The organism is Streptomyces sp. NPDC101225, from assembly GCF_044767585.1.
Taxonomy (GTDB): domain Bacteria; phylum Actinomycetota; class Actinomycetes; order Streptomycetales; family Streptomycetaceae; genus Streptomyces.
This window is the reverse complement of sequence record NZ_JBIWOE010000039.1, coordinates 1-12,328: the sequence shown is the minus strand read 5'-3', so window position 1 is coordinate 12,328 and position 12,328 is coordinate 1. Positions and strand designations below refer to the sequence as shown.

Genomic DNA, 12,328 nt, shown 5'->3' with positions numbered 1-12,328 from the left:
GGCGACCTATTCGGTGCCCGGCTCGGTGAGGTGCCAGATCTCGGGGATGTCGGACCACTGGTCGCCGGTGCCCCGGTCAGGCCAGGGCTGCTGGCACGGATCGGTGAGCTTCCACCACTCCTGCGTCTCGGGATCGGCCTCGATCGTCGCGATGTCGGCCTCGAAGTCCTCGCCGTGGTACTCGAAGTACGCGAAGAGGACGTCGCCGTGCAGGAAGATGCTGTAGTTGCGGATGTTGGCACGGTGCAGGGCGGCCTCCACGCCGGGCCAGACGGCGGAGTGGAGTTCGAGGTACTCCTCGCGCCGCTCGGGACGGAGCCTGATCGTCTGGGCGACGCGCTTCAACGTGGCTCCTCCTGCTCGGTGGCGGACGTCTCGTCGGGCTGCGCCGGGAACGGCGAGCAGTAGCTGGGGGTGCGGGTACGTGGCAGGAGCCGGAGCGTGAGCCGTGTCCGCGAGGACGCCGGGAGCCGGACCGTCAGGAAGGGCCCGCCGCAGGCCGACTCCGCCTCGGTGACGACGGGGTCGCCGTGGCCGTAGTCGTACATGTCACCGACCCACGCGTCGTCCTCGCAGGCCGTGTACCGGACGGAGGCGATGGTGTGCTCGGCGAAGGCACCGGCCTGCACGATCACCGTCCGCGCGGACTCGGGGGAGAGGTTGACGAGTTCGACGGTGGTGGCCTCCGGGTCGATGGAGGTGACCAGCGCGGCCACGTCCGGCGGGAGGCCCGCGCGGCGCCCTTCGGCGTCGTGGTACCGCAGCCGGGCCTGCTGCAGGCCGCCGTTGTACAGGACCTGGGGTCCGCCCCACGTCAGCTGGACGAGGGCCTCGGTGACCACCGGGTTCGACTGCTGCCACACATGGATGTCGGCCTCGGGCACGTCCAGGTCCCGGTAGCGGTCCATGCGGGCCAGCCGGTGACGGACCTGGGCCTGTGCCGCGGCGAGGATCCGCTCGGGATAACCGGGGTCGTCGCCGGCGAGGAAGGCCAGCCACGCCTCCTCGTGCCCCGACTCCTCCTTGGCCCGGAACGGCCGCACGGTCCGCCAGTCGATGCCGGACCCCTCCCGGATCCGCTCCAGCCGGGCCTTGTCGGTTGCGGCGGACGTGTGGTGCCACAGCGCCACCGGTACGGCGGGGGTGACCGGGTTGTAGTCGAACCACCCGGAGTCCTTGTAGCGGAAGGGGACATGGAGCGTCGGTGTGTGGATGTCCGGCCCGAGCTGGGCCAGCCACTTGGAGGGGAGGCTGGAGTCGGCGTCGGTGAAGGCCATCACCTTGCCGTGGGAGAGGAGGGTGTCCAGGGTGCCGGTCACCATGGACAGGTAGCCTTCGTCCCCGGTGACGGTCGCCGCGGCGAGCGCGGCCACACAGGCCGCGTGGCCGACGCTGTGCCATCCGTGCGGCCAGGACCAGCCGTAGTGCCCGCCGTACCAGCGGCCCTCGTGACGGCTGCCGACGACCCCGTCGGGGCCGACGTTGTCGGGGATGAGCCCGTCACCCGCCGCCGCGCGCTCCTTCCACGCGCCAACATAGTCCACGATCCAGTCGCGGTAGCGTTCCTCGCCCGACAGGATCCACGCGTTGAGGACCAGCCCGGCTGCGGCGAGGTTGACGGCGGTGTCGCCGACGCCCATCCGCTCCCGCATCTCTGTGCCGAGCCGGGGATCGGCCGACAGCGGGGCCTTTGGCGCGCCGTCGGGCAGGGTCCAGTCGAGCGGGAAGCCGTAGGTCTCGGCCTCCTCGGGTAGCCAGGGGTAGACCTCGCCGTCGAACAGTCCCGTGCGCTCGGGGTCGCTGCCGTTGTGCGGGCGGGTGATGATGCGGTGCCCGGGGTCGTAGTTGCCCTGCGCCGGATCGACGTACAACTCGGCGAACCGCAGCGCGCGTTCCGACCAGCGCTCGGGTGCGGCCATGCACAGGAAGTAGAGGAGCAGCAGGCTCTCACCCTGGTGGAACCAGTCGTAGCCGCGCTCGAACTCGTCGCGGAGCATGCCCAGTTCGGTGAGCTGCCGGGTGACGCCCTCCCAGTGGCGCTCGCTCGCGGGAAGCAGGTCGTCGGCGCCGCCGAGGAGGTACAGCTGGGGCCAGTTGAAGAAGACCTCGTAGAAGTCGTCCACGCCGTCACGGGTGGTGAGCGTGTCGGTGTAGTCCAGCCGTCCGTCGGGACCGGTGAAGTCGCGTGCGAAACGGCGCCAGGCATGGTCGAGCAGGTCGAAGAGCTCGCGCTGGGCGATCGCCCAGCCCGGCACTTCGAGCAGCGGAACGGTCGCTCGTATCCCGAGCGGGGACGCCGGGTCGCCGGAGGCCGGGGTGTCCTCGCCAGGTGCGTGCTCGGCAGGACTGAAGGGCATGGGAAGGATCTCCATTCAGGGGGCGGGGACGTATGGGACAGCCCACACGCGACAGGGCGGCCTCTGGGCTTGGACGGGCCGGTCTCCGGCTCGGGCGGCCCGGGAAGAACCGGCCCGGGGCGTCACTCCTTGGTGGCTCCGGCGAGCATTCCGGCGACCAGGAAGCGCTGCGAGAAGAGGAAGACGACCAGCACGGGGGTGATGGCCAGCAGGGTGGCCAGGGCGAGCTGGGGCCGCTGGATCGCGAGCGAGCCGACCGTCGGGTTGAAGGACGGCACGCTGCTGAGCAGGGTGCCGACACCGACCTGTACGGGCATCTGGTCGCTCTCGGGGAGCATCACGTACGGCAGGAAGTAGTTGGTCCAGTTGGCGACGAAGCTGAAGAACCCGACGAGCGCGATGACCGGTGTCGCCAGCGGCAGAGCCACATGACGGAAAACCCCGAACTCCGTGCAGCCGTCCATCCGGGCGGCCGCCAGCAGGTCCCTCGGTACGGCCGTGGTGAAGTAGATGTAGGTCAGGTACACGCCGAACGGAAAGAACGCGTACGGCAGGATGATCGACCACATCGTGCCGATCAGATGCACCGCGTTGATCTCCAGGAAGAGCGGCACCACCAGGGTGGCGTTCGGCATGAGCATCACGATCAGCGTGGAGACCAGCAGGATCCGCCGGCCGCGGAACTCCGTCATCGCCAGGGCGTATCCGGCCGGGACGGCGACACACAGGGTGATCACCAGGGACACGCCCGCGTACAGGGCCGAGTTGCGCAGCCACAGCAGGATCGCGTTGTCCTGGAAGGCGGTGAGCGCGTCCCAGTTGGCCCTGAGCGCGTGCCAGGACCCGAAGGAGAGGGGGCTGCCGTGGACCAGCTGCTGGTCGGTCTTGGTGGACGCGAGGACGAGCCAGAGCACCGGCAGCACGAAGAACACCACGAACGCGGTCACTACGGCCGCGACCAGCAGCCGGGAGCCGGTGCGCCGGGCGGATCCGCCGCGTCGCCGGTGCATCGGCCGGGGCACGGGGCTCATGTCACTCTCCTCCGGCCGCGGACGCACGGTGGCGGCGGCCGGGCCCGCATGGGTCTTAGTCGGCATCGAAGAATCCAGACCGTGTGACGAAGACGGCGGCGGCCGACAGGCTGACGACCAGCAGTTCGACCGAGACCGCGGCGGCGCCGTTGATGTTGTTCATCTGAAAGGCGAAGTCGTACGACAACTGGTTGAGCGAGTAGTCGCGGCCGGCCACACCCACACTCGCCAGGGACAGCAGCTGCGGTTCGACGAAGAGCTGCGCGCCGCCCGCGAAAGCGAGGATCACCATGTAGACGATCCACTTGCGCAGCATGGGGATCTGCACGTGCCAGGCGGTCTGCCAGGGGCCCGCGCCGTCGATGCGGGCGGCCTCCATCACGTCCTTGGGGATGTTGTTGAGTGCGCCGTAGATGACGACGATCCATCCGCCGGCGCCGGTCCAGAACGCGATGATCGTGAACAGAAGAGGCAGATGGCCGGGGGCGATCACCTCACCGAAGGTGTGGTAACCCAGCCCCTCCAGCAGCGGACTGACGGGGCTCACCGTGGGATCGAGCATGAACAGCCACACCAGCACGCTCGCGGCGCCCGCCAGTGCTCCTGGGATGTAGTAGAGGAACCGCAGCGTCGTCCCGGCGGTGCCGGAGGCCAGCCGGTGCAGCACCAGCGCCAGGCCCACCACGATCACGACCAGCGAGGCCAGCCAGAACAGCAGGTAGAGCGCGACATGGCCGACGGCCGGTACGAACCGGAAGTCCTGGGCCGCGGTGACGAAGTTGGCGAGGCCGGTGAACGAGCCGCCCGCGTCGGTGAAGGCGAAGTACACGGCGTAGGCGGTGGGCACGACCCCGAAGGCGAGCAGCAGCACGACATACGCGGCGACGAACGCCACGCCGGCCCGGCTCTGCGGGAGGCCGCCACGGGGGCGACGAGAGGCGGAGCCGGCCGAGGAGTGGGTCAGCGTCACTGGGAGACCTTGTATCCGTCGGACTTGGCGTACTTGACGATGGCGTCCTGCCACGCGGGCAGCAGCGAGACGATGCTCTTGCCCTGCGTCATGCCGGGCTTGACCGTGGCCGCCCAGATCGCCTCCTGGCTGAACTGGCCGGAACCCCAGCCGGACCAGACCTGCGTCGAGGCGTCCTTGAGGACACTGATGTCCGCGGCGAAGTAGCCCGAGGCGTTCTGCTGCTTCAGCCAGGTCTCCGCCGCGGGCGCGTAGGCCGGGAAACCGGGCGCCGTCTTGCCCTGGTAGGCCTCGTCCGTGGTGACCCAGGTCAGGAAGTCGGTGGCCGCCTTGAGATGAGCCGAGTGCTTCGAGAGCAGCCAGGTGCCACCGCCCACGTTGCCGGTGGAGGGCGAGGTCTCACCGCTCCACTGCGGCATCGGCGCCGCCCCGATCGTCTTGGCCGGCGTCTTGAGGGTGTCCTTGAAGACCGCGCCGCCGAACCAGGCCGGTCCCGGCATCAGCAGCACCTTGTCGGCCTGGTTCTTGGCGAAGTCGGTGCTGAACACGCCGCTGGTCGACATGGACCTGTCCTTGATGAGCACGTCCATGAGCTTGGCCATCTTCGTGCATTCGGCGCTGCCGGTGTTCACCGAGACGGACTTGGCGCCGGTGATGTGGTTGGCGCCGCACTTGCTCGCCCACAGGTAGATCTCCGGGGTGAAGGAGTCGCCCGCGTCACCCACCAGGTAGCCGGGGTGCTCCTTGGCCACCTTCTCACCCAGCTTCTGGTACTCCTCCCAGGTCGTCGGGACCTGGTAGCCGAACTTCCTCATCAGCGGAGCGTTGTACCACAGCACGGCCTGCGAGAGGTCGTTGCGCAGACAGTAGACGGTGCCGTCGACCGTGCAGACGTCGTTGGCGCCCTTGGCGAAATTCCCGAGGGTCGCCTCGGGGACGAGGCCCTTGTTCAGCGGGGCCACGAAGTTCGCGTCGACCGCCCAGGTCACCTCGTTGTTCTGCGAGCTGAAGACGACGTCCGGCCAGCCCTTTCCGGTGCGGTTGAACAGCTGGACCTTCGTCTGCAGGTAGTTCGAGCCGTTCGCGTCGCCGTCGTAGGTGACGATGTCCATCTTCACGTCGGGGTGCTGCGACTGGTACAGCTTCGCGGCGGCGACCCGGGTCGAGTCCACCCACACGGTGAACGCCCCGTCCTTCTGCGCGACCTGTGCGAAACCGTCCTTGGTGGTGGTGCTCGCCCCGCCTGAGCCGCAGGCTGTGGCGGCCGCGACCACCGTCGCCGCGCAGGAGGCCACGAGGATCAGCCGCCTTCTGGCCGACGCTCTTGCCCGGCGGGACGGAGTCTTCGTTGCGGTCATGAGTAACTCCACTACGTTGTGGGCGCCCGTGCGGAGCGCGGAGTGCATGTGACGAGGCGACGATCGGCCGTACCCGGTTGAGTCGCGCCTTGTCGCGGAAGAAATTAGGCGCCTTATCAAGGTGGAGGTCAAGGGGATGAGCGGTCACGGTTTTAGGTTTCTCGCCCCATGAGAGGCATGCAATTTCCCATATGCCTAGTTCTGTTACATTTTTGGCTGGGGATGGTGTGCATTGGGGTCATGCTGGCGGCTGAGATGAGTACGACTCATTTTGAAGTTGGGGTAGCATGGCTGTCGAAGTGGAAGTCGCGGGACGCGCTTGGGGGGACCGTAGGTGGAGGCAGAACAGATGAGTGAAACGTCCGCGGCCGACGGGTCGGTTGTGCAGCTGTCCGACGGGGCAGGGGAGGGGGTGAGGGCGGCCGGGCGCGACTACCGGCCGCGATACGAGGTCGTCGCTGAGCAGATCGTCGCGTACATCGGTGAGTCCCACCTGGTTCCAGGTGACCGTCTGCCCACCGAGAACGATCTGGCCGCCCGGCTGGGGACCAGCCGGGCCGTGGTGCGTGAAGCCGTGAAGATCCTCTCCGCGCTTGGCCGTGTCCGGGCCCACAAGGGGCGTGGCCTGTTCGTCGCCGACGACGAAGGAATGCTCGGCGCCAGTCGCTGGGGCGGCTTCTTCCGGCCCACCGACCTCGACCACATCTTCACGCTCTTCGAGTTCCGCAGGGTTCAGGAGATGGCCGCCAGCAGGCTGGCGGCGTCCCGCGCCACCCCCGCCGAGCTGCGGGCGATCGAGGTCGCCGTGGACGGTTGTCGGCACGGTTTCGTCCACGGTTTCGTCGAGGTCTTCAACCAGGCGGACGACGACTTCCACGCCAGCGTCGCGGCAGCCTCGCACAACAGCTTCCTCGTCGGCGCGGTACGGGACGCACGCCGGTTGCAGCGGCTGTCCAGCGCCATCGGGATCCACGACACGCTCGGCGAGCACACGGAAGCCGCGGTCGAGGAGCACGCAGCGATCTACCAGGCCATTCGAGATGGCCACCCTGACGCGGCGGCGCAGGCCACCGCCGTGCACCTGGACAAGACGCTGGAGGACTACCGGCGCGAGATCCAGCGGCGGGTGTTCGGGCAGCGGGGCTGAGACACCGTCACGGGCGTGACGCAAGGCTGCGGTTCACTCCCTGACGTCTGCAGGCAGCGCACCCGGACCGTGGCCGAACGATGGGACGCGGCGGTGCCGGCGGGGGAGCGGCCGCGACGTCGCTGCCGCTGGCGAGTCACTGAGCGCGGGTTGCGATGCCCGGATCGCGGGGCTGCGCCGGTGCCCTGGTCGTCGTGGGGTACGACGGTTCCACGAGCCTTGTGCGAGTGCGCCCGGGAGGGGCAGGCGTTACGGAATTCCTGCCCCTGTCCGACCGGCATCACCGCCTCCGGGTCCGTACGACGCGGATGTCCCCCGGTGGTCGTCCTCCAGGTTGCACCGCGACGACTCTGCTGCGCACTTACCCGGCGGGATGGCACTTTGCCGATACGGCGTCCAGAGCGTGTCGCAGAAGCAGGCAGGCCGGGCGCGTCCGAGGCCCTGGAGGCACGGCGCGTGACCGACCGCCGAATTGCGCAGCAGGGTCCGCGCCCCGGTCAACGCTCTTCGATGCCGGCCGAAGCCGATCAACCGCTGTGGGCACGGGCCGATGCTCGAACGCGCCGAGATGGCCGGCCGAGCGGTGCGTGCCTTCGTCGCGGACCACCGGGCGCGGCCGATGACGAGCTGAGGACCCGCCTTCGGCCTGGCGACACACGGATCAGCGCAACTGTGTCGCGACCCGCGCCGCAGCGTCCCGAACCAGCTCACCATAGTGCGGCCGGACGCGCGCGGTGATCCGCGCGGTCGGTCCGGAGATGCTCAGTGCCGCCACCGGACGCCCTCCTGCCGACCGGATGCAGGCCGCCACCGACGCGATGCCGTCGCTGAGTTCCTCTTCGGCGCTCGACCAGCCGCGACGGCGGATGCGACGCAACTGCGCGCGCAGGGGGCCGGGGTCGGTGATGGTGTTCGCGGCAAGCCGCCGAAGGCCGTCCGCCAGGTAGCGTTCGACCTCCGCGTCCGGCAGCGCTGCGAGTACTGCCTTGCCGCTCGCCGAGGCGTGCAAGGGTCCGCGGCTGCCGATCGGCAGCACGTAGCGCAGTGGATGGGCGCTGTCCATGCGCTCGACGAGCTCGAGCTCGTCGCCGTCGGCCCGGCTCAGGTGCACGGTTTCCAGTGTGTCGGCGTTGAGCTCGCCGAGCACCGGCAGCGCCGCCTTCCGCAGCCGTGCGTCGGCCGCGACGTGCTGGGCCAGAGTCCGCACGGCCTCGCCCAGCACCCAGCGTGTGCGGTCGCGCCGGTCGGGCCGGATCCAGCCCAACTCGGCCAGAGTGGCCAGACTGCGCTGCACCGTCGTCTTCGGCGTCGCCAGCCTACGGCTCAGCTCGCTCAGTCCGATGGGCTGGAGGGTTCCGACAGCCTCAAGCACCTCGAAAGCCGTCCGGACGCTGTTCACCCCTGTGCTCGACCGATCCGTCACACGTCCATCTTCGCGGTCCGCACAGTGGACCGCAACTTGCTTCCTGACGATTGACCGTCGAAAAGTGCCCTGTCTAGCGTCGTTCCGAGCAGCGCACTCGGCCCGGACAACGGACCAACCGTCGAGAAAGGACCGCAGCGTGGTGGTATCAGTTTCCGGACGGCCCTCGTTCCTCGAGGGGGTCCGCGTCCTGGACATCACCGGTGCTCTCGCCGGGCCCTACTGCACGACCATCCTCGCCGACCTGGGCGCAGACGTGATCAAGGTGGAGCCGGTGGCCGGTGACTCGCTGCGTCGGCGCCGCGTCGGACCGGACCGGACAGCGTTGCCGTTCGTCCTGGTGCACCGTGGGAAGAGCAGCCTGGCGATCGACATCAAGAGCGACGCGGGGCGTCGAATCGTGCGCGCGCTCGCCGCTCGCGTCGATGTCCTGGTCGAGAACTTCCGCGTCGGCGCGTTGGCCGCTCGGGGGCTGGCCTACGAAGATCTCCGGGAGAGCTGCCCGGACCTGGTCTACTGCTCGATCTCCGGATTCGGGCAGACCGGACCGATGCGGGACGCGAAGGGTGTCGACCTGATCGCCCAGGCATTCGGCGGGTTGATGAGCGTGACCGGCAGCCCTGACGGGAGGATCGCCAAAGCGGGCTTCCCGCTCAGCGACCTGGGAACCGGCATGTGGGGCACGATCGGCCTGCTCGCCGCTCTGCTTCGGGCCCGATCCGGGCACGGCGGCGCGCACATCGACGTCGCGCTCTCCGACACCGTCGCCGGCTGGTCGGTCTGGGAGGTCGCCGACTACGTCGCCACGGGCGTGGAGCCCGGTCCGCTCGGCACCGCCCACCGGCTTGCCGCCCCTTACCAGGCCTTCGAGTGCTCCGACGGGCGACCGCTGGTGATCGGCGCCGTCGACAGACTGTGGCCCGCGCTGTGCGGGGCGCTGGGCGTCGACCTTGCCGACGATCCCCGCTTCGGCTCGGAGACCGACCGCTTCACACATCGGGAGGCGCTCGCCGAACTGCTGCAGGTCCGTTTCGAAACACGCCCGCGCGACGAATGGGTGGACACCCTGCGGGCCGTGGGTGTTCCGTGCGGGCCGGTCAACACCATCGGCCAGGTGCTCGCGGAGCCCCAGTTCGCCGTACGCGAGATGTTCCCTGCCGATCCCGAGCGCTTTGGTCAGCCACTGATCGTCAATACCCCGATCGTCGCCGACGGCGCCCCGCGGGCGACCGGTCCCGCACCCGAACTGGGAGCCGACACAGTGCGCCTGCTCGCCGAGATCGGGCTCGATGAAGACGAGATCGCCACACTCGCGGCCGACGGCGTGGTAGGCCTGCCGCCCGGCGCCCTCGCGGGCGGGACGGACCCTCGGCTCGCGTCGGACACGCCCGGCGGCGCCCGGTGACCGGCTGTTCGGTCCGACAACGCCGAGTGGGGCACAGGCGGCACGACGTGCCCTCCCCCGCGAATCCGCGACGCGATGGACTGCGCGGCTGCGGCCGACCTGCGCGATCACATGGCATCTGCTGCCACCGAGCCGCAGGCCGGCCCAGTGGTCCCGGCCCACGAGGGCGGCACCTGGGGTGCGAGGTGAGCTTCGTCGCACACGGTTCGACACCGTGCAGGGCCCACCGCACCACGGCGCTCGGCGCCGGCTGGCGGTGGGACGTGCGGGCCTCACCGGACCGGTCGTTCTATTCGGCCGCAGCCGTCCACCGTACCCTCGCTCCACAGCCCGGGCCGTGGAGCGAGGGCCGGTGGACCGCCGCACGTGAGCGTTCCTCAGCGAGCAGAACGGACTGTTGCTCGGCGTGTTCGCCGTCGCCCCGAAGGCCGTGCGTGACTTCGACGGGTTCCACCGGGCGGCCACACCCAGCGACACCGCCCACGACAAGCCCGCCTCCGTCGCCGTGCTCGGCACGGCAGCCCGCACACCGCCCCGCCCGTTCCCCAGAGGAGTCCGCCATGCCCACGGTGACCACATCGGACGGTGTCACTCTGCACCTTGTCGACGAGGGCGCGGGCCCGCCGGTTCTGTTCCTGCACGAGTTCCTCGGCGACCATCGCAGCTGGGACACCCAGGTGGCAGACCTGCGTTTCGACCATCGGTGCCTGACCTTCCCTGCGCGCGGCTACCCCCCCTCGCAAGTCCCTGCGCAGGCCGACCACTACTCCTGGGAGTTGGCGGTGCGCGACGCGCTGGACGTGCTCGACCACGCGGGCGTGGACCGTGCCCACATCGTGGGCCTGTCGATGGGCGGCTTCACCGCGCTCCAGCTGGGTGCGCGGCACTCCCACCGGGTGCGGTCGCTCCTGGTGGCCAGCACCGGGTCGGGCGCCTACCCGCCCACCAGGGAGACCTTTCTGACCGAGACCCAGCTCATCGCCGAGCTCTTCCGCACCGAGGGTTCGGCCGCGGTGGCGGACCGGCTGGCGGTGGGTCCTTCCCGGGTCCAACTGCAGCGCAAATCGCCGGAGCGCTGGCAGGAGTTCCGCGACCAACTCGCCGGGCACTCGGCGGAGGGCTCCGCGTTCACGGTGCTCCAGGTTCAGCGGGCCCGCCCGTCGCTGTTCGACATCACCGACGACCTCGCCCGCATCACCGCCCCGACCCTCGTCGCCAACGGCGACGAGGACGCGGCCTGCCTCGACGCGGGCCTGCTGCTCAAGCGGACGGTGACGACCGCGGCCCTGCGAGTCGAACCGAGCACCGGCCACGCGCTCAACCTGGAGGACCCGACGCGGTTCAATGCCGTTGTCCGGGAGTTCGTGGCCACCGTTGAGGCAGGGCGCTGGCCCGAGAGGGACTCCCGCTCGGCCGCGGGCGGGACGGGCGTGCGGCCCTTCCCGACGAGGACGTGACCGTGTGATGGGCGAAGACGAGGCGCGCCGTCCGCCCCGACGATGCCCGAGTCGCGGGAGGCCCAGGCTCACAGGGCCTGGTGGGACGTCGTCTCAAGCCGGCCCTCGCAGGACATAGGAAAGAGGCGTTCGATGGAGGTTCCAGTCATGAGCGAAGGCAGTTCCACCAGCGAACACGTCCGCGTCACGATCGCCGAAGGTATCGCCGGCGTCACTCTTTCGCGCCCTGAGAAGCGCAACGCCCTCACCCCGCAGATGTGGGCCGCCGTCGTCGAGGGGCTGAGATCGGCGAAGGCCGACTCCAGCGTGCGGGCGCTGGTGGTCACGGGCGAAGGCGGATCGTTCTCCGCGGGCGCCGATCTGGATTTCGTCAAGGGTACCGACGGTCGCCCCTCGCCCGAGTATTCGACCATCGCATTCGACGGTCTCAACGCGATCGCCGACTTCCCGCGTCCGACGCTGGCACGGATCGAGGGTCACTGCATCGGTGCGGGCGTGAACATCGCGCTCGCCTGCGACGTCCGATTCACCACACCCGATTCGACGTTCGCGATCCCGGCCGCCCGCCGTGGCCTCGTCTACGACAACCGGTCGATCACCCGGTTGATCGAGCTCACCGGGCCGGGGCAGGCGAGCAGGCTGCTCTACTCAGGGGCGACGATCAGCGGTTGTGAGGCTGCGCGCATCGGGTTGGCAGAGGTGAGCTCCGACGACCTTTCGGCCTGCGTCGACGCCTATGTCACAGCGGTGCTCGCGGGCGGTGCCGACGCCATCACCCTCACTCGTGACCGGATCAGAGGGGGTGTGCATGGTGGGTACCACTCATGAGCCGATCGGGACGCCTCGGGATGCCCGCTCCGAGTGAGCGTCTGGGGCCGACACCGATCTGCTGGTTCGGATCTCGGTCATGGCCCACGATCATGCGAGGCGACGGGGCAGCGGTGGCAGACGGGGCGACCCTGGTCACGGCGATCGACGAGCGGGTGCTGCCCCCGTGTCCACCCCCGGCCTGCCGTCTGCCCGAGCACCTGGTCGACGGCGGCTACGCCTCCGCTCAGGTAGGCGGCGTGAGGAATCGCCCCCGCGGTGGTTCCGGGGGGTGGAACGGGCTGCTGCTGTGGGGGGTGGGTGGGGGGATCGTGGTGTGCGGTAGTGCAGGTGTGGAGGAGGAGTGGCCATG

Annotated in this window: 11 protein-coding genes; 5 read left to right on the top strand and 6 right to left on the bottom strand. The window is 69.6% G+C overall.

Annotated elements, in window-relative coordinates:
- Nucleotides 1-6 precede the first annotated feature (6 nt).
- The 5 genes from ACIRPX_RS36515 to ACIRPX_RS36495 all read right to left on the bottom strand — a co-directional run bounded on the left by ACIRPX_RS36515 (nucleotide 7) and on the right by ACIRPX_RS36495 (nucleotide 5,716).
- Nucleotides 7-345, bottom strand: a complete 339-nt coding sequence (locus ACIRPX_RS36515) for an L-rhamnose mutarotase (protein ID WP_404203413.1) — start codon at nucleotides 343-345, stop codon at nucleotides 7-9.
- Complete coding sequence (locus ACIRPX_RS36510; RefSeq protein WP_404203411.1) at nucleotides 342-2,357, bottom strand: hypothetical protein; 2,016 nt, start codon at nucleotides 2,355-2,357, stop codon at nucleotides 342-344. The genes ACIRPX_RS36515 and ACIRPX_RS36510 overlap by 4 nt, the downstream gene beginning before the upstream one ends.
- A 122-nt stretch (nucleotides 2,358-2,479) precedes the next feature.
- Nucleotides 2,480-3,388, bottom strand: a complete 909-nt coding sequence (locus ACIRPX_RS36505; RefSeq protein WP_404203409.1) for a carbohydrate ABC transporter permease — start codon at nucleotides 3,386-3,388, stop codon at nucleotides 2,480-2,482.
- A gap of 55 nt (nucleotides 3,389-3,443) precedes the next feature.
- Complete coding sequence (locus ACIRPX_RS36500; RefSeq protein ID WP_404203406.1) at nucleotides 3,444-4,358, bottom strand: carbohydrate ABC transporter permease; 915 nt, start codon at nucleotides 4,356-4,358, stop codon at nucleotides 3,444-3,446.
- Entirely contained in the window at nucleotides 4,355-5,716 is a 1,362-nt protein-coding gene (locus ACIRPX_RS36495) for an ABC transporter substrate-binding protein (protein WP_404203404.1), read from the bottom strand. Before ACIRPX_RS36495 ends, ACIRPX_RS36500 begins: the two co-directional genes overlap by 4 nt.
- A 349-nt stretch (nucleotides 5,717-6,065) precedes the next feature.
- Between ACIRPX_RS36495 and ACIRPX_RS36490 the strand changes: the two genes are divergently transcribed.
- On the top strand, nucleotides 6,066-6,863 hold the full coding sequence (locus ACIRPX_RS36490; RefSeq protein WP_404203402.1) for a FadR/GntR family transcriptional regulator: 798 nt from the start codon (nucleotides 6,066-6,068) through the stop codon (nucleotides 6,861-6,863).
- A gap of 661 nt (nucleotides 6,864-7,524) precedes the next feature.
- On the opposite strand, the gene ACIRPX_RS36485 is transcribed toward ACIRPX_RS36490, so the two are convergent.
- Nucleotides 7,525-8,286, bottom strand: coding sequence for an IclR family transcriptional regulator (locus tag ACIRPX_RS36485; RefSeq protein ID WP_404203400.1), 762 nt, complete (start codon nucleotides 8,284-8,286; stop codon nucleotides 7,525-7,527).
- On the opposite strand from ACIRPX_RS36485, the gene ACIRPX_RS36480 reads away from it, so the two are divergent.
- The 4 genes from ACIRPX_RS36480 to ACIRPX_RS36465 form a co-directional block, all read left to right on the top strand.
- Nucleotides 8,204-9,691, top strand: coding sequence for a CaiB/BaiF CoA transferase family protein (locus ACIRPX_RS36480; protein ID WP_404203398.1), 1,488 nt, complete (start codon nucleotides 8,204-8,206; stop codon nucleotides 9,689-9,691). The genes ACIRPX_RS36485 and ACIRPX_RS36480 overlap by 83 nt on opposite strands.
- Before the next feature lie 560 nt (nucleotides 9,692-10,251).
- Nucleotides 10,252-11,148, top strand: coding sequence for an alpha/beta fold hydrolase (locus ACIRPX_RS36475; RefSeq protein WP_404203396.1), 897 nt, complete (start codon nucleotides 10,252-10,254; stop codon nucleotides 11,146-11,148).
- Nucleotides 11,149-11,295: 147 nt separating this feature from the next.
- Nucleotides 11,296-11,976 (top strand): enoyl-CoA hydratase/isomerase family protein, encoded by a 681-nt coding sequence (locus ACIRPX_RS36470; protein WP_404203394.1) that lies wholly within the window; start codon nucleotides 11,296-11,298, stop codon nucleotides 11,974-11,976.
- 113 nt (nucleotides 11,977-12,089) lie between these two features.
- On the top strand, nucleotides 12,090-12,328 hold a 239-nt coding region (locus ACIRPX_RS36465; RefSeq protein ID WP_404203392.1), incomplete at its 3' end, for a hypothetical protein.

Bases quoted from the DNA above. Each gene is read 5' to 3' on its own strand.
- ACIRPX_RS36510 (WP_404203411.1), bottom strand. From the start codon at position 2,357: ATGCCCTTCAGTCCTGCCGAGCACGCACCTGGCGAGGACACCCCGGCC.
- ACIRPX_RS36505 (WP_404203409.1), bottom strand. From the start codon at position 3,388: ATGAGCCCCGTGCCCCGGCCGATGCACCGGCGACGCGGCGGATCCGCC.
- ACIRPX_RS36495 (WP_404203404.1), bottom strand. From the start codon at position 5,716: ATGACCGCAACGAAGACTCCGTCCCGCCGGGCAAGAGCGTCGGCCAGA.
- ACIRPX_RS36490 (WP_404203402.1), top strand. From the start codon at position 6,066: ATGAGTGAAACGTCCGCGGCCGACGGGTCGGTTGTGCAGCTGTCCGAC.
- ACIRPX_RS36480 (WP_404203398.1), top strand. From the start codon at position 8,204: ATGGGCTGGAGGGTTCCGACAGCCTCAAGCACCTCGAAAGCCGTCCGG.
- ACIRPX_RS36475 (WP_404203396.1), top strand. From the start codon at position 10,252: ATGCCCACGGTGACCACATCGGACGGTGTCACTCTGCACCTTGTCGAC.
- ACIRPX_RS36470 (WP_404203394.1), top strand. From the start codon at position 11,296: ATGAGCGAAGGCAGTTCCACCAGCGAACACGTCCGCGTCACGATCGCC.